Raw genomic sequence first — 16,020 nt, forward strand, 5'->3', positions numbered from 1 at the left:
ACGGTCGGGAAGCGTAGCGTCCCCTTTTCCTCGCCTTTTCGGTCGGGAAGCGTAGCGAATACCTGCTTTAAGTCCTCTTCGCATCGGCGCGTTGCGAAGCGCTTGGAAGTACCCGCTGTGTAGCGGCGGAGGTTCCCAAGCAACAACGCGCCTCGCGCGTTCGGGCTTATCCCTGCGCAATGCTGCCAGCTCTTCAGGCCATTTTCTTTGGGTTACTTTTCTTTTGGGCCAGCAAAAGAAAAGTGACTCGGCCTCCGGCAGGAGGTCGAAACGCCCGCTGCGTAGGCGGCACGCTGGCGGTATCGCTAAAACCAAACACCGAGGCTCTGGATCCCGGCCTGCGCCGGGATGACGGTGAGGGGAATGAACGTTCCCGCGAGCACCCACCCCTCACCCCAACCCTCTCCCCGGAGGGGAGAGGGAGAAAAAGCGGGCTATAGCAGCGCCAGCATCGCCGCGCGAGGCAACTTGCCCGTTTCGTTGCGCGGCAAGCGATTCACTAACTTAAGCGGACGCGGCAAAAACACCGGATCCACCGACGCACGCAGTCCATCGAGAATTGCGTGCTCGTCCAGCCCCGGCGCCACGGCCAGCGCCGCGATGCGGTGTACGCCAAGCGCATCGCCACCATTGAGCTGAAACACCACGCCATCCTTCACGCCCGGAATCGCCAGCAGGCGGCGAGTGAGATCGCCCAGCGAAGCGCGCTTGCCGGCAATCTCCAGCATGTCCGCATGACGCCCGCACAAGCGGAAGCTGCGGCCACCGTCGTGCAGGGTCACGATATCCGCCAGCGTCATGGGCTGGTCCAGTTGTGGCGCCCGCACCTGGGTGCCATCAGGCTGCGGATGCAGTTGCACGTCGTCGTACAAGGCCCATGCCTCGTCGGTGGCGGTGCGGCGACTGGCGAAAACGCAGGTTTCGGTTGAGCCAAACACTTCCAGCATGGGCGCGCCGTAGCGAGCCTCGGCTGCCTGCGCCAGCTCCACGGGCATCGGCGCGGTGGCCGACACCATCGCAGCCATTGGCGGCAAAGCGACCCCCGATTCGATCAACGCCCGCAGATGCACCGGTGTCGTCACCAGTACGCGAGGCGCGGGCACATCAGCCAGCGCCGTGGCCACGTCGGCCGGGAAGAACGGGCGCCCTGCATGCACGCTCACGTTGTCGAGCAGCGGCAGCAGCACCGACATTTCCATGCCGAACATGTGCTGGGGCGGCACGGTGGCGACTACGTGGAAATCGCTGCCCACCGCCGCATGCAGCATGCGCAGATTGCCCGCATTGCTGGCGTTGAAGCTGCCCCAGGTCTTCAGGTTGCCCTTGGGCACACCGGTGGACCCGGAGGTATAGCCAATCGCCACCACCTGATCCGCCGGAATGGCCGGGGCGTCGAACACGGCGCCGGTCGGTGGCGTGTCCAGCAGCGCTGGCAAATGGTGGTAGTGCGGCGGCGATGGATCCAGCGGCAGCTCGCCGACGGCGTAGCAACCCGGATGCGTTGCCATCACTTCTGCCACGGCCTGCGGCGCGCGCGAGGGAGGTAGCAGGTTGGCCTGGCCGCGCAACGCGATCGCGCAGAAGGCGACCAGAAAGGCGTAACGGTCTTCGCACAGGTTCACGGCCGTCATCGCCGGCGGCAGCTGCGCGGCGATCTCCTGCACATGGGCAAGAAAGCGCGCAGCACTCACCGGCTCGCCGTTGCGCCACGCCAGCGTGCGCTGCGGATCGCCCGCCACCAGCAGCGGCAGGCCCTGGGCCTCCCGGTTGAGCTGGTAGTTTTCAAAAACAATGGCCAAGGTGTTCTCCGGCAACTGCAATCAGTCTGTCGATCCAGCTCGCGCTGGGTCGGCTTGCGGACGATGAAGAGGGCCCGCGAGGATCCCCACTTATCCTCGGGGTAGCCACTGAATCGGCCCCTACCGGGGCTTCGTGGCGTGCTGAAACCATTCATCCTGCCCGTTACGCCGGGCAGGGCGTCTGGCCCCTGTCAGCCGCGAATAATAGCGCCGGAAAGGGCGTCGCGTATGACCGAGGGGCGCTGCTGGTCGCCCAGCGGGGCGTCGAGCAGGCCATCCAGCGCGGCGCCGAAGTAGCTCTCGACCGTCGCCGCCGAGCGCGCGGACGGCTCGCCATGCGGATTGGCGCTGGTGGATACGAGGGCACCGCCGAAGGCCCGGCACAGTGCGGCTGCCGGCTCGTGAGCAGTCACGCGCAGGGCGATCCCCGCATGCGCGCCAGCCACCCAGGCAGGCACGTCGGAGGAGCGGGGAAAGATCCAGGTGTAGGGCCCGGGCCAGCTGGCCTGAACCTGCGTCAGCACCTCGGCCGGCACGGCAGCGAGGTCGATGTAGCGCTCCACTTGTGCGAAATCCGCCGCGATCAGCAACACGCCCTGCGTGGGCGGGCGCTGCTTGAGCGCAAACAGCCGCTCAAACGCCACGCGGTCGTGCGGGTCGCAACCAAGACCGAAGACGGCCTCGGTGGGATAAGCCAGCACGCCGCCCTGGCGCAATAGCGCTGCGGCGGCGTCGAGCTCGGCCAGCGTGAAGCGCTTAGCCACTCAGGTGGCGGCCTTGGCCGGGGCCTTCTTGGCGGTCGCTTTCTTCGTCGCGGTCTTGGCCGTAGCTTTCTTCGCAGCGGCCTTCTTTGCCGGCGCCTTCTTGGCCGCGGTCTTTTTCACTGCGGCTTTCTTGGTGGCGGTCTTGGCGGTCGCCTTCTTGGCCGCCGGGGCTTTCTTGGCCGCTGCCTTCTTGAACGCACCGCGACCCTTCTTGACCGGAGCCGCCGCGAGCAGTTCGATGCACTGCGCCTCGGTCAGGTCTTTCGGCTCCTGGTCCTTGGGAATGCGCGCGTTCTTTTCGCCATCGGTGATGTACGGACCGAAGCGGCCGTTAAGCACCTGCACGCCGTTGCCGAAATCCTTGATGGTGCGGTTGGCAATCATCTCCAGCTTTTCCTGCACGATCTGCAGGGCACGCGGCAGCTCGATGGTGTACGGATCGTCTTCCGCCTTGAGCGAGGCATAGGTGCTGCCCTGCTTCACGAACGGACCGAAGCGGCCGACACCCACCGAGACTTCGTCACCGTTCTCCGTCTGGCCGAGCTTGCGCGGCAGCTTGAACAGCTCCAGCGCCTCTTCCAGCGTGATGGTGTGCATGCTCTGGCCAGGGCGCAGGCTGGCGAACTGCAGCTTTTCGTCCGTGTCCTTGTCGCCGATCTGCGCATACGGCCCGTAGCGGCCGAGACGCACCGATATGGGCTTGCCGGTTTTCGGATCGCTGCCCAGCTCGCGCGCGCCGGTGGCTTCGCTGCGGTCGACCGATTCGGTCTTCTCGTCCACCTGCTGCTTGAACGGCTGCCAGAAGCGCTCCATCAGCGGTACCCACGCTTCCTCGCCACGGCTCACCGCGTCGAGCTCGTCTTCGAGCTTGGCGGTGAAGTCGTAGTCGACGTAGCGGGTGAAGTGCGAGGTGAGGAATTTACTCACCGCACGGCCCACGTCGGTGGGCTTGAAGCGGCGGCTGTCGAGGAACACGTACTCGCGGTTCAGCAGCACCTGGATGATGCTGGCGTAGGTCGACGGACGGCCGATGCCATATTCCTCCAGCGTCTTCACCAGACTCGCTTCGGAATAGCGCGGCGGCGGTTCGGTGAAGTGCTGGTCGGCCAGAATGTCTTGCAACGCCACGCGCTCGCCCACGTCCAGCTTGGGCAGGCGACGGCCTTCGTCTTCGTCTTCCGCCGTCTTCTGGTCGCGGCCTTCTTCGTACACGGCAAGGAAGCCCGGATCGACCACGGTGGTACCGGTAGAGCGGAACGACGCGTCACCGCCATGCACGTGCGGCACGGCGAAGTCCACCGACACGGTGTTGAGCGTGGCGTGGATCATCTGGCAGGCGACCGTGCGCTTCCAGATCAACTCGTACAGCTTGCGCTGCTCGTCGTTGAGGAACGATGCCACCTCGCGCGGCGAGCGCATGGCCGAGGTGGGACGAATCGCTTCGTGCGCTTCCTGGGCGTTCTTGGACTTGGATTTGTAGACCTGTGCGTGATCCGGCAGCGCCTTGGCGCCGAAATCGCGCGTGATGAGCTGGCGCAGCTCACCCACGGCGTCCTCGGAAAGGGCGACCGAGTCGGTACGCATGTAGGTAATCAGACCGACGTTGCCTTCGCTGCCGAGCGACACGCCTTCGTACAGGCCCTGGGCCACCTTCATCGTGCGGCTGGTGGAGAAGCCGAGCTTGCGCGCGGCTTCCTGTTGCAGCGTGGACGTGGTGAAGGGCGGCGCCGGACGGCGCTTGCGCTCCTTGCTGCCGACCTCGCTGACCGTGAGGTGGCCACGCGCCGCCTGGCTCAGGGCGTGACGGGCCGCCAGCGCGTCGTGCTCGTTGGTGAGGTCGAACTGCTCGAACTTCTTGCCGTTGAGCTTGGTGAGCCGGGCGGTGAAGTCACCCTCGGGATGGCGCAGCGAGGCCTCGATGGTCCAGTACTCGCGTGCCTTGAAGGCTTCGATCTCTTCCTCGCGCTCCACGATCATGCGCAGCGCCGGCGACTGCACGCGGCCGGCGGAAAGGCCGCGCTGCACCTTGCGCCACAGCACCGGCGACAGGTTGAAGCCCACCAGGTAATCCAGCGCACGACGCGCCTGCTGCGCATCGACCATGTCCAGCGAGAGCTGGCGCGGACTGGCTACGGCGGCCTTGATCGCCTTCGGGGTGATCTCGGAGAACACCACGCGATGGAGCTGCTTGCCCTTGGTGAGCCCGCGCTCTTTCAGGATCTCGCTGATATGCCAGGAGATCGCCTCACCTTCGCGATCCAAGTCGGTCGCGAGATAGATGTCGTCGGCCACCTTGGCCGCCTTGGCGATGGCATCGACGTGCTTCTCGTTGCGATCGATCACCTCGTAGGCCATGGCAAAGCCGTTATCGGGATCCACCGCCCCTTCCTTCGGCTTCAGGTCACGCACGTGACCGTAGGAGGCCAGGACCTGGAAATCCTTGCCGAGGTATTTGTTGATCGTCTTGGCCTTGGCCGGTGACTCGACGATAAGCAGGTTTTTTGCCATGAAACTCGGTATCCGCCATCTGTGGCCATGCCCGTCCGGGCCGGCTTCTTATTTAGTTAAAGGCATGGCGGCTGGACGGCGTCAAGCTGGACCATGTGAAAACGCGCTCCCGGTCAACCCGGAAGGCGCTGATAACGATTGCCAGGCAATGCTTCGACCCGGCCCTCCAGCTCCAGCATCAACAAGGCCGATGTCAGGTCTGCGACAGCCCGCCCGGTCGATGCCGCCAGCTCATCGAGCGCTATCGGCCCATGGCCGAGCGCATTGAGCAGGTCTTGGCTTTCCGGGTCAGCCATAGGGGGCGGATCACCCGCTACAGACCCCGCCAGCTCCAGCCGGCTGGCCAGCTCACGTCCGAGTGAGACGGCCGCAGGCGCCAGTATCTCAACCATTTCGCCTGCCGTCTCAACCAGCCGTGCGCCATCGCGAATCAGCCGGTGGCAGCCTTGGGCAAGCGGATTATGAATGGAACCGGGCAAGGCGAACACCTCGCGTCCCTGCTCGGCGGCAAGCCGGGCCGTAATCAACGAGCCGGACTCCAGCCCCGCCTCGACCACCAGGGTGCCCAGAGAGAGGCCCGAGATGATGCGGTTGCGGCGCGGAAAGTGGTCCGCACGGGCAGCCGTGCCCGGGGGAAACTCGCTCACCATCGCCCCATGCGATGCCAGCCTGCGCGCCAGCGCATGGTGCTTGCTGGGGTAGACCCGATCCGGCCCGGTACCGATCACCGCGACGGTGGGCAGGTCGGCATCCAGAGCAGCCACATGCGCGGCGCCATCGATGCCGTCGGCCATACCGCTGGTGATGGTGAAACCGGCCATGCCCAGCGCCTGCGCAAATGCTCGCGCGTGGGTGCATCCGCTCAGCGTGGCCGCACGGGCGCCCACGATGGCCACCTGGGGGTGGAGCAGCAGGCTGGCGTCGCCTGCCACGAACAAGGCCGCCGGAGGCTGAGGGATCGCCTCCAGCAGCGGCGGGAAGTCCTCGTCCGTACACAGCAGTAACCGGTGACCGGGCGCGGCCAGCCAGGCCATGTCGTCAGCCAGGCGCCGTTCGTCGGGCTGCCGCAGCCATCGGCGCGCGGGGTCGCGAAGTGTCTGGGCGCGTGCCTGCAACGCGGCCAGTACGGCATGGATGTCTCCTCCATGCGCCGCCAGCTGTTCGCGCAAGCCACCGGGGCCCATGCCCGGCGTGCGCAGGAGGATCAGCCAGGGGCGATAACGTTCCAGTTCGTTCATGGCCGCCAAGCCTAGGCGGGGCCCAAAAAGAAACGGCGCGGTGATCACCGCGCCGTTCTGTCGTCCTCTGCCGCCGTGTGATTATTCCGGCAGTTCGAGCTTGTCGTGCTTATGCACCGGGCGCAGGCCGTCCATGATCAGGCCGTAGCTCACGCGGTCGAAGGTGCGGAACACCATCACGTGGCCCACGAACTCCTGCGGCAGCGTCACCGTGGTGCCGGTACCGCGGTTCCAGCTGTTATGCGCGACGTCATCGGGAATGTCTTCGCCCGGCTGGTAGATCGAGTAGGTCTGGCCATTCTCGACGCCATCCTGCGCGCCGATATTCAGCGCCACTACCTGGTGCGGACCCACGGCATCGTAGGCATCGGTGAAGGCAATCACGCGAGCATTGCCGGGCACCGACTTCGGCGCATGGGGGTAGTAGTAGGGATCGTACGGCTTGTCGTCGATCGGCATGATGCGATCGCCCTTGCGGATTTCCATGGTGGAATCCAGCAGGAGCAGGGTGGAAGGATCGCCGGTACGAAGCACCTCGGCGGTGCCGATGACGCTCACTTCCGTGCCGATTTCCTTGCCGCGCCCGTAATGGCCGTCAGCGCGGAAGTCTTCCTTCCACGGCGTCTGGATCATGGACACATCGCTGTCGAGCGGATGCCCGACCAGGTCAGCGCCATTATCCCGGCCCTTGCTCTCGTTGAAGTTACGGAACACCTGGGTCGGACGCACGATCACGAAGCGCTGACCCGGCTGCGCATCGAGATGACGCACATAGACGTTCTTGCCGGGCGTACCACGCAGGTCCGCCTCTTCGAAGCCCACCACATAGGGCAACGCGGAGACCTCGTTGGAGTCGAGTACGCGCATTTCCTTCAGGAAGGTCTGCAGCTTCGCCAGCGGAATCGCCGGAACAGCCTCACCCTCCGTGCGTACGCGCGGCTGCAAGCCAAGGCGCGGACCGTTGACGAAGGAAAGATTGAGCACGTCACCCGGGTAAATCAGGTGCGGATTCTGCACCTGCGGGTTCGCCTGCCAGATCTCCGGCCACAGCCACGGCTTGGAAAGGAAACGTGCGGAAATCGCCCAGAGCGTATCGCCCTTTTTCACCGTATAGGTATCGGGGTGATCGGCACGCAATTGCGCACCCGCAGCATAAACAGCGACTGTGACCAGCATGCCGGCCAGCAGCCCAATGGACTTTCTGATCATAAACGGGAATCCCCCATCCCCCGACGCTCGGGCGAGTGTAACCGAACAACTTGTTCACGCAACCGTGTCCAGTTGGCAAAACGGCATGCCAGACGGGGGCTTGGCGGCGTACAATGAGGCCCATTCTAGATCGCGCCGCGGCTTGGTTTTCACCGACTCGCCCGCACTTTTGGCGCTGAGGTAAAAGCCATGTCCGTGTTGACCATTCTCGAATTCCCCGACCCCCGCCTGCGCACCAAGGCCGAGCCCGTGCGCGTATTCGACGCCGAACTCAAGCAGTTCGTGGCCGACATGTTCGAGACCATGTATGCGGCCAATGGCGTGGGCCTGGCCGCCACCCAGGTCAACGTGCACCAGCAAGTGCTGGTGGCCGACATGAGCGACGAGCGCAACCAGCCGCTGGTGCTCATCAACGCGCAGATCCTCGAAAAGGACGGGGCGCAGGTGTATCAGGAAGGCTGCCTGTCGTTCCCGGGCATCTATGCCGACGTTGCCCGCGCCCTGAAAGTGAAGGTGAAGGCGCATGACGTGGACGGCAACGAGGTCGTGATGGATTTTGAAGGCCCGCTCGCCGTGTGCATCCAGCATGAGATGGACCATCTGGCCGGCAAGGTGTTCGTGGACTACCTGTCGCCGCTCAAGCGTTCCATGCTGCTCAAGCGCATGGATAAGCAGCGCAAGCAGGCGGCCAGCGCTTGAAGCTCCGCGTTGTCTTCGCGGGCACCCCCGACTTTTCCGTACCCTGCCTTGAAGCGTGCCGCGCCAGCGGCGCCGAGGTGGTGGCCGTCTATACCCAGCCAGACCGCCCCGCCGGCCGTGGCCGCAAGCTGACGCCCAGCCCGGTCAAGCAGGCCGCGCTGGCCGCCGGCATTCCCGTCGAACAGCCCGAATCGCTGAAATCGGAAGACGCACGCGCCACGCTGGCGGCCTACGCGCCGGATCTGATGATCGTGGTGGCGTATGGCCTGATCCTGCCGCGCAAGGTGTTGGCCATTCCCCGGCTGGGCTGCTGGAACGTCCATGCCAGCCTGCTGCCGCGCTGGCGCGGCGCGGCGCCCATCCAGCGCGCCATTCTCGCCGGCGATGCCGAAAGCGGCGTGGATCTGATGCAGATGGAGGCCGGGCTCGATACCGGCCCCGTCCTGCTGGAACGACGCACGCCGATCGGCCGCGACGATACCGGCGGCTCGTTGCACGACCGCCTTGCTGCGCTGGGCGCCGAGGTGTTGGCGGAAGGCCTGTCGCGTGTGATGGCGGGAGAAACGCTGCTGCCGCGACCGCAGCCGGAAGAGGGCGTCACCTACGCCCACAAGCTGGACAAAGCCGAGGCGCGACTGGACTTCTCCCGGCCGGCCCAGGCGCTGGAACGCCAGGTGCGCGCGTTCGATCCGTGGCCGGTGGCCGAGGGCGACATCCACGATGAAACCTTGCGTGTCTGGGCTGCGCACGCCATCGAAGGCCAGCCTGGCACCGCGCCGGGCACCGTGCTGACCATGACCCGCGATGGTATCGATGTCGCCTGCGGTGAAGGCGCCTTGCGCGTCACTGCACTACAGCGTGCCGGCGGCAAGCGCATCAGTGCCGCCGATTACGTCAACGCCACGAAGACCCGCAGCGCATCATAGTCGTCATTCCGGCGCAGGCCGGAGTGACGAGCAAGCGCGCACAGTCTTTAACTCTCGCTTCTCACTCCTCTCCACTATTTTCTCGCCCTATGACCGACACCCGCGCCATCGCCGCTCAGGCCCTCGCCGACGTCGCGCTTCGCGGCGCTTCGCTTCGCGACGCCATGGAGCGCTACGCCCCCAAGCTGGGTGACTCACGCGACCGTGCACTGCTGATGGCGTTGCTAAGCGACGGCTCGCGCTGGTGGCTGCGGTTCGACGCCGCGCTCGATCGCCTGCTGGAGAAGCCGCTCCGTCAGAAGGAGCCGGCCATCCATGCACTGCTGGTGCTGGGTCTGGTCCAGCTGGAGATTCTTGAGTTGCCGGACTACGCCGCCGTCGCGGCCACCGTGCAGGCAGCGCGTTCACTTCAGCGCCCCCGGCTGGCTGGCCTGGTGAACGCCGTGCTGCGCCGCTGGCAACGCGAACGCACCGAACTGCTGGCAGCGCTCGATGCGAAACCGCAGACGCGGCATGCCCATCCCGCCTGGCTGGCGAAAACCATGGCCCGCGACTGGCCCGATCAGGCCGACGCCGTGATGGCCGCCGACAACGTCGAGCCACCGCTGATGCTGCGCGCCAATCGCCGGCGCACCGAACGCGACAACCTGATCGAGCGCCTGCGTTCGGACGGCTATACCGTTGATGCACATGCGTGGCTGGCCGACGCCATCGTGCTGCCGCACAGCGCGGATGTGACCCGCATGCCCGGCTTCGCCACCGGCGAGTTCGCAGTACAGGATGGCGCTGCGCAGATCGCTGCAGACCTCGCCGATGTGCGTGACGGCCAGCGCGTGCTGGACGCCTGTGCCGCACCCGGCGGCAAGGCCTGCCATCTGCTGGAACGCGCCGACATCGCGCTGACAGCACTGGAGTTCGACGCCAAACGCGCGCAGCGCATCACGCAGAACCTCGAGCGTCTTGGCTTGCAGGCCAACGTGGTGATGGGCGATGCCGGCGAACCGGCCGCATGGTGGGATGGCAAACCGTTCGACCGTATTCTGATCGACGCACCGTGCTCGGCCACCGGCGTGTTGCGCCGCCGCCCTGACGTGCGCCTGCACCGCCGTGACAGCGACATCGCACCACTCGTAGCGCAGCAGCGCCGCATCCTTGAAGGGCTGTGGCCATTGCTCGCGCCCGGCGGTCGCATGATCTACATCACCTGCTCGCTGCTGAGGGCCGAGAACGAAGCGGTGGTGAACGCGTGGCTGGAACACCATGCCGACGCACGCGCCGTGGCGATCGAGCTGCCCATCGGCCGGCCCGCTGCGGTGGGCTGGCAAGTGTTGCCGGGCGATGGTGACCTGGACGGCATGTACTATGCCGTTCTCGAAAAGGCCTGACGCCTCCGCCTCACGCACGGCACAAGCGCGCCGGCCCGACACCTTTCGTTTGTAAGCGGCGTTGCCGCGCCGGAATCACGTATGTTCGCTTCATCCCAAGCCACTCCGCAGGAACGCCGTACCTTCTGGTTGCTGCTCCTGATCGCCCTGGTGGTGATCGGTGCGGGTATGGGTCTGCGCGATCCGTGGCCATCGGACGAGCCGCGCTTTGCATTGGCGGCAAAGCAGATGGTGGAGAGCGGCGACTGGCTGTTCCCGCATCGCGGCAGCGAGTTGTATTCGGACAAACCGCCGATGCTGTTCTGGCTGGAGGCCGCCAGCTACACCGTGATCGGCAGCTGGCGCATCGCTTTCCTGCTGCCGTCGCTGCTGGCGGCGCTGGGTTGTCTGGTGCTGGTTTACGACCTTGGGCGGCGCCTGTGGAACCGGCAAACGGGCCTGTATGCCGCTTCCGCGCTGTTGATCACGTTCCAGTTCATCTACCAGACCAAGCGCGCGCAGATCGATCCGCTGGTGATGTTCTACATCACCGCCGCGAACTGGGGCCTGCTGATACATCTGTTGAAAGGACCGTGCTGGCGGGCCTTCTGGTTCGGTTGTTTCTGCGCGGGCCTGGGGATCATCACCAAGGGCGTCGGCATTCTCTCGCTGCTGCTGCTCATCCCTTATGTGTTTGCTGTGCGTTGGCAATGGGATGGCGTGGCTCGCATGGGCGCCGGCGCATGGTGGCGCTGGTCGCTGGGCCTGGTGGCCCTGCTTTCCGCGATGGCGCTGTGGCTGGTGCCGATGTTGCTTGGTGCGAAAGCGCATGCCAGCGATCCGGCCTACGCGACCTACGTTAGCGACATCCTGTTCCATCAGACCGCCGGACGTTATGGCAAGTCGTGGGATCACCATCATTCCGCGCTGTTCTATGTCCCCATCGTGCTGTTCACCTGGCTGCCGTTGTCGCTGACCTATCCAGGCACGCTGCCGCACTGGTGGCGCGCGTTGAAGGCAAAGGACGCCCGCGTGCTGTTGCCGCTGGTCTGGATTGCGTTGCTGCTGGTGTTCTTCTCGATTCCCAAAGGCAAGCGCGACGTCTACATCATGCCGGCGCTGCCGATGTTGGCGTTGGTGTCCGCGCCGTATCTCGGCGAACTGCTGCAGAAGCGCTGGCTGCGCGTCGCCGGCCTGCTCTTTATCGGTGTGATGGGTACGGCCATGCTGGGCGTTGGCAGCGCGGCCCTGATGGCACACCCGAAGTTTGCCAGTGAGTTCGCTACCGCACGCGGCTTCGACGATGGTGGTCACGCGCTGTGGTGGATGTTCGTCACCATCGGCGCCATCCAGCTGCTGTTGATCGCCACGCTGCGGGTGCGCCACGCCGTCACCGCCGTGGCGGGTGGCATGGCAGCGATGTGGCTGGTGTGGAGTTTGTGGGCTTATCCCATTCTCAACGACTCCAGCTCGGCCGCCGGCCTGATGCAGGAAGTGCGTGAACACCTCGCCCCCGGCGACGAGCTGGGCATGGTGGCGTGGAAGGAGCAAAACCTGCTGATGCTTGACCGCCCGGCCACCGACTTCGGCTTCACCCAGCCGTGGCACGACCAGTACGCCGCCGCAGTGACGTGGCAGGCACAGGATCCCGCTCATCGCTGGCTGTTCGCACTGGATCCGGTGATGGGACAGTGCGTGGATCGCAGCAAGGCCGTGAGCCTGGGCCACGCCAATCGCCGCGAATGGTGGATGTTCAAGGCCGATGCCGTCGTGCCGGGCTGCGTGCCCGACCAGAGTGTCGACCGCGTGCCTCAGGCAGCGCTGGAGGACTGAGTCCGCTCCGTGCTTCTACTCGTCATACCGCTCCAGATCGGGATGACGACCCTTAGCCCTGCCGCGAACGAAGCAAGTCTTGATACGCCGCTTCTGTCCGTTCCACAAACAGCGGTAGCCCAAACTCACGCTCCGCGCGCTGCCGCGCCGCCTCGCCCATCGAAGGCAACGCATCGCGCTTTTCCAGCAGCCTCGTTACCGCCGCTGCTATCGCCGTGCGATCGCGCACGGGCACCAGCCAGCCATCGACACCCGGCTCGATGTTCTCCGGCAAACCGGCGTAGTCGGTAAGCAACACCGGCTTACCCATGGCCATCATTTCGCGGCAGGCGAACGAGATGGTTTCGACGTCGTAGGAAAGCACGAAGCCAGCGTCGAGCGCGGCGACCATCGGCCGCGGATCGGACAACACGCCCGGAAACACGACCTGCTCACCCAGGCCAAGTGCCGCGACCTTCTGCAGGTCAGCGGGCTTGGGCGGCACACCGGCAATCAGCACCCGGATGCGCTGGCGCGCCCCGGCGGGTAGCTGCGCCAACGCTTCGAGCAGATCCATCCAGCCCTTGTAGTCCGCGGTACCGGCGTTGCTGCCAAACAACAGCAGGCCTTCGTCACCGCGGTTCCAGCGCTGCCGCTCGGCGGCCATGTCGCCGGCATCCCACGGCACCCAGTGAACGGTGTCGACACCATTAGGGATGGTGACGAGCGGGTGATGCCGGTAGGCCGTGTTCGCCAGTTCACGACGGGTGTACTCGCAGACGGCAATCACCAGGTCGGTATGCCGTGCGCGGAACCAGTGACCTATGCCACGAACCGGCTTGGAGTTGTGCTTGGTCCACACCAGTGCCGGACGCCTCGCCGGCATGGCCGACAACACCAGGCGGTGATCGGCCGAACCGTTCACGTGGATCACATCAAATGCCTGGCGCTGCAGATAGTCGGCCAGCTGCGCACGCGCACGGCTTCTCGCACGCCACTTGTTCAGGCCGTTGGGAAAGGGCTGGTCCAGCACGAACACGCCGGGCCATGCCCGGGCTTCCCGATTGAGGCGACTGCCCGGAGGGGCGGCTACATGCACCTCGTGGCGCGATGCCAGCGCGGCCGCAAGGGCACGGATATACGTCGTATGGCCGCCACCGTCACCGGCATGAAAATTGGTGAACAAAAGCTTCACGCCCAAACCTCAAATGGACGACAGCAACCTTTCACGAAAGGGTGATGTAGGGAACGGCAGGCCTTGCTGCGAGTAGCAGCGTAAGCCCTGTTTTCCCCATAGAATGCCATAGATCGCGCGCCGACATGCCTGGCCTATGGCCAGGACCATGCAACGGCGGCGAGTGGCATGCCCGCAAGACAAGGATCGGTCTTGCGCCGCCCGACAACGAAGAGGATTGAATGAAAGCAGTTCCCCATGCCACCTCGGCCTCGCGTGCGATACCTACCGTCGTCACGCTGCTTCTGGCCTTGATGCCGCTCCTGTTCGCTGTGTCGATTCGTGCCAAGGCTGCCATTCCGGGCATCCTGATGCTGTACGGGATTTATCTTCTGGCGTTCAACCGCGAAGCCCGCGCGATCTATGGCGGCGCCAGATCGGTGGCAACGGTTTTTGCGCTGAGCATGCTGTACGCCGCAGCGAATATTGCCGGGCATCATCTGCGATGGAACGAGTTCGATCTGCCCTCGCACATCCTGCTATTCCTGTTCGTCGCTGCCGCTTTCACCCAGCCCATCCGCATACGCTGGTTCTGGTTGGCCCTCAGCCTCACCACCGCCTTGCTCGGCGTGGTGTGCATCTATCAACACCACATCGAAGGCGCTCCGCGCGCCTATGGGCTGGATGGCGGCGACTGGGGCGTCATCGAGTTGGGCATGTTCATGCTGGTACTGGCCCTCAGTGCTGTAGTGCAGTTGCTACGCGAAGGGCTGCCCCGGATGGAGCGCATCATCCACGGGGTATGCGCCGTGCTCGGCATGTACGGCGCTTTGCTGACGCAAAGCCGTGGGCCCTTGCTGGCCTGCGTGCCGGTGTTTCTGTTGGTGGTTGGCCTCCACGCGATGCGCACAAAAAAGTGGCGGCAAACGTTGCTCGTGCTGGCAGGTGCCGCGGTCATCGCCCTGATTTCGATGGTCTTCGTACGCAGCGAAATCCTCGAACGCTTCAACGCCATCGGCCAGGAAGTGAGCACGTACGATGCCAACGACTCGCGCGGCGCTGTGCGCGAGCGCCTGGAGATGTGGCGCGTTGCCAGCCATGCCTTCATGGAACACCCCGTGACCGGCGTCGGCATCGATCAGTTCGGCAAGTACGCGCAATCGCAGGTGATGGCCGGCACGGCCAGTGATGCCATCGCCAAGTACCAGCACCCGCACAGTGAGTACTTCGAAGCCGCAGTGGCCGGTGGTGTACCGGGTCTGCTGATGCTGCTCTTCGTTCTCGGCACGCCACTGGTGTTTTTCGGTCGCCGCGTGCTCGATCCGGAGGACGGCGTAGCCACCGCCGCCACGGCCGGCCTGCTCACCGTGACGATGTACGCCTTGTGCGGACTGACCGACAACGTGTTCTATCGCGCCATGCCGCATTCGCTGTTCTTCTTCCTGACATTGGGCCTGGCGGTATGGATCAGCCGCCTGCAACGCGAACCGGCGCCGCGCGATGCCGCGGCACACTGAGGCGCGCGCCATGCATTCGGTGAGCTGACGCCATGGCCAGCATCAACCTGATCGCCTGGGACAACGGGCGTGGCCTCAGTCACGACATCCGCCTGCTCAGCGACGCGCTGCGGAGTCTTGGCCACGAGGTGAGCTTTACGCCCGTCGATGCGCCACGGCAGCGGCGGTGGTGGAAGTCGCTGGCGGCGCGTTGGCAGCGCCTGCGTCACCGGGCGCCTCGATACGACCTCAATATCACCCTTGAGCACGCCAGCCCCGATCATCTGTGGCTGGCGCGCCGCAACGCCTTTGTACCGAATCCGGAATGGTTTTCGCGGCGAGACCACCGCTATCTCGACCGTTACGATGCCGTACTCACCAAGACACGCTCGGCCACCGAAGGCTTCACGGCACTGGGCGTGCGCGCACTGCATATCGGTTTTCTGAGTACCGATTGCCATTTGCCAGAGCGCACGCGCCAGCCGACTTTTTTGCATCTGGCCGGCGCCAGCCGCATGAAGGGCACCGAGCGATTGCTCGCCGTCTGGAAGAAACACCCTGAGTGGCCCACGCTGCACGTGCTGCAGGCGCCAGGGTCGAACCCGGGCACGGACACGCCCGCACCCAACATCGTGCATCGCCGCGAGTACGTGGCCGATATCGCCGAGATACGCCAGCTGCAGAACACGCACGTCTTCCAGTGCTGCCTTTCGGAAGCCGAAGGCTGGGGCCATTACATTGCCGAGGCGCTGAGCTGCCGCGCCGTGGTGCTGACCTGTGATGCGCCACCGATGAACGAGCTGGTAAGCCCGGATCACGGCATCACCGTCGCGGCCACGGAAGACGGGCCGCTGAATCTGGCCACCCGCTACCTGTTCAACGAGGAGGCGCTGGAGGCAGCCGTCGAGCGCTGCATGCGCATGGAGCGCCCGGAGTGGGAACGCCTGGGCGACAGTGCACGCAGCTGGTATCTCGACAATCAGCAGGGTTTCGCCGCGCGGCTGGCAGCGGCGCTGCAGCAGCTGCTTTAG

The 16,020-nt window shown here is 65.1% G+C and carries 12 protein-coding genes; 6 read left to right on the forward strand and 6 right to left on the reverse strand.

The genetic code is table 11. The annotated features are described in order from the left end of the window. Positions 1-434: 434 nt before the first annotated feature. The 5 genes from OQE56_RS15055 to OQE56_RS15075 form a co-directional block, all read right to left on the reverse strand. Positions 435-1,799 (reverse strand): AMP-binding protein, encoded by a 1,365-nt coding sequence (locus tag OQE56_RS15055; protein WP_323748587.1) that lies wholly within the window; start codon positions 1,797-1,799, stop codon positions 435-437. Positions 1,800-1,990: 191 nt separating this feature from the next. Further along, positions 1,991-2,563, reverse strand: a complete 573-nt coding sequence (gene tsaC / locus OQE56_RS15060) for an L-threonylcarbamoyladenylate synthase type 1 TsaC (RefSeq protein ID WP_267225454.1) — start codon at positions 2,561-2,563, stop codon at positions 1,991-1,993. Further along, a complete protein-coding gene (locus tag OQE56_RS15065; RefSeq protein ID WP_267225455.1) occupies positions 2,564-5,071 on the reverse strand; it encodes a DNA topoisomerase I in 2,508 nt (835 codons plus the stop codon). 113 nt (positions 5,072-5,184) lie between these two features. Continuing rightward, entirely contained in the window at positions 5,185-6,309 is a 1,125-nt protein-coding gene (dprA, locus tag OQE56_RS15070) for a DNA-processing protein DprA (RefSeq protein ID WP_267225456.1), read from the reverse strand. An 81-nt stretch (positions 6,310-6,390) separates the two neighbouring features. Continuing rightward, on the reverse strand, positions 6,391-7,518 hold the full coding sequence (locus OQE56_RS15075) for a LysM peptidoglycan-binding domain-containing protein (RefSeq protein ID WP_267225457.1): 1,128 nt from the start codon (positions 7,516-7,518) through the stop codon (positions 6,391-6,393). Positions 7,519-7,707: 189 nt separating this feature from the next. Between OQE56_RS15075 and def the strand changes: the two genes are divergently transcribed. From def to OQE56_RS15095, 4 genes are all read left to right on the forward strand, one after another. Then, a complete protein-coding gene (gene def, locus OQE56_RS15080) occupies positions 7,708-8,217 on the forward strand; it encodes a peptide deformylase (protein WP_267225458.1) in 510 nt (169 codons plus the stop codon). Continuing rightward, a complete protein-coding gene (fmt, locus tag OQE56_RS15085) occupies positions 8,214-9,143 on the forward strand; it encodes a methionyl-tRNA formyltransferase (RefSeq protein WP_267225459.1) in 930 nt (309 codons plus the stop codon). Before def ends, fmt begins: the two co-directional genes overlap by 4 nt. Before the next feature lie 89 nt (positions 9,144-9,232). Then, the gene (gene rsmB / locus OQE56_RS15090; protein ID WP_267225460.1) at positions 9,233-10,528 is read left to right on the forward strand and encodes a 16S rRNA (cytosine(967)-C(5))-methyltransferase RsmB; all 1,296 of its coding nucleotides are present in this window, start codon (positions 9,233-9,235) and stop codon (positions 10,526-10,528) included. An 81-nt stretch (positions 10,529-10,609) separates the two neighbouring features. Continuing rightward, positions 10,610-12,340, forward strand: a complete 1,731-nt coding sequence (locus OQE56_RS15095; protein ID WP_267225461.1) for an ArnT family glycosyltransferase — start codon at positions 10,610-10,612, stop codon at positions 12,338-12,340. A gap of 52 nt (positions 12,341-12,392) precedes the next feature. On the opposite strand, the gene OQE56_RS15100 is transcribed toward OQE56_RS15095, so the two are convergent. Further along, on the reverse strand, positions 12,393-13,514 hold the full coding sequence (locus OQE56_RS15100; protein ID WP_267225462.1) for a glycosyltransferase family 4 protein: 1,122 nt from the start codon (positions 13,512-13,514) through the stop codon (positions 12,393-12,395). Positions 13,515-13,735: 221 nt separating this feature from the next. Between OQE56_RS15100 and OQE56_RS15105 the strand changes: the two genes are divergently transcribed. Then, positions 13,736-15,010 (forward strand): O-antigen ligase family protein, encoded by a 1,275-nt coding sequence (locus OQE56_RS15105; RefSeq protein ID WP_267225463.1) that lies wholly within the window; start codon positions 13,736-13,738, stop codon positions 15,008-15,010. A gap of 32 nt (positions 15,011-15,042) precedes the next feature. After that, entirely contained in the window at positions 15,043-16,020 is a 978-nt protein-coding gene (locus OQE56_RS15110; protein WP_267225464.1) for a glycosyltransferase family protein, read from the forward strand.

Origin of the sequence: Dyella silvae (assembly GCF_026421305.1) — a bacterium.
Taxonomy (GTDB): domain Bacteria; phylum Pseudomonadota; class Gammaproteobacteria; order Xanthomonadales; family Rhodanobacteraceae; genus Dyella; species Dyella silvae.

Coding starts and splice junctions, on each gene's coding strand:
- OQE56_RS15065 (WP_267225455.1), bottom strand. CDS start 5,071: ATGGCAAAAAACCTGCTTATCGTCGAGTCACCGGCCAAGGCCAAGACG.
- dprA (WP_267225456.1), bottom strand. CDS start 6,309: ATGAACGAACTGGAACGTTATCGCCCCTGGCTGATCCTCCTGCGCACG.
- OQE56_RS15075 (WP_267225457.1), bottom strand. CDS start 7,518: ATGATCAGAAAGTCCATTGGGCTGCTGGCCGGCATGCTGGTCACAGTC.
- def (WP_267225458.1), top strand. CDS start 7,708: ATGTCCGTGTTGACCATTCTCGAATTCCCCGACCCCCGCCTGCGCACC.
- rsmB (WP_267225460.1), top strand. CDS start 9,233: ATGACCGACACCCGCGCCATCGCCGCTCAGGCCCTCGCCGACGTCGCG.
- OQE56_RS15095 (WP_267225461.1), top strand. CDS start 10,610: ATGTTCGCTTCATCCCAAGCCACTCCGCAGGAACGCCGTACCTTCTGG.
- OQE56_RS15105 (WP_267225463.1), top strand. CDS start 13,736: ATGAAAGCAGTTCCCCATGCCACCTCGGCCTCGCGTGCGATACCTACC.
- OQE56_RS15110 (WP_267225464.1), top strand. CDS start 15,043: ATGGCCAGCATCAACCTGATCGCCTGGGACAACGGGCGTGGCCTCAGT.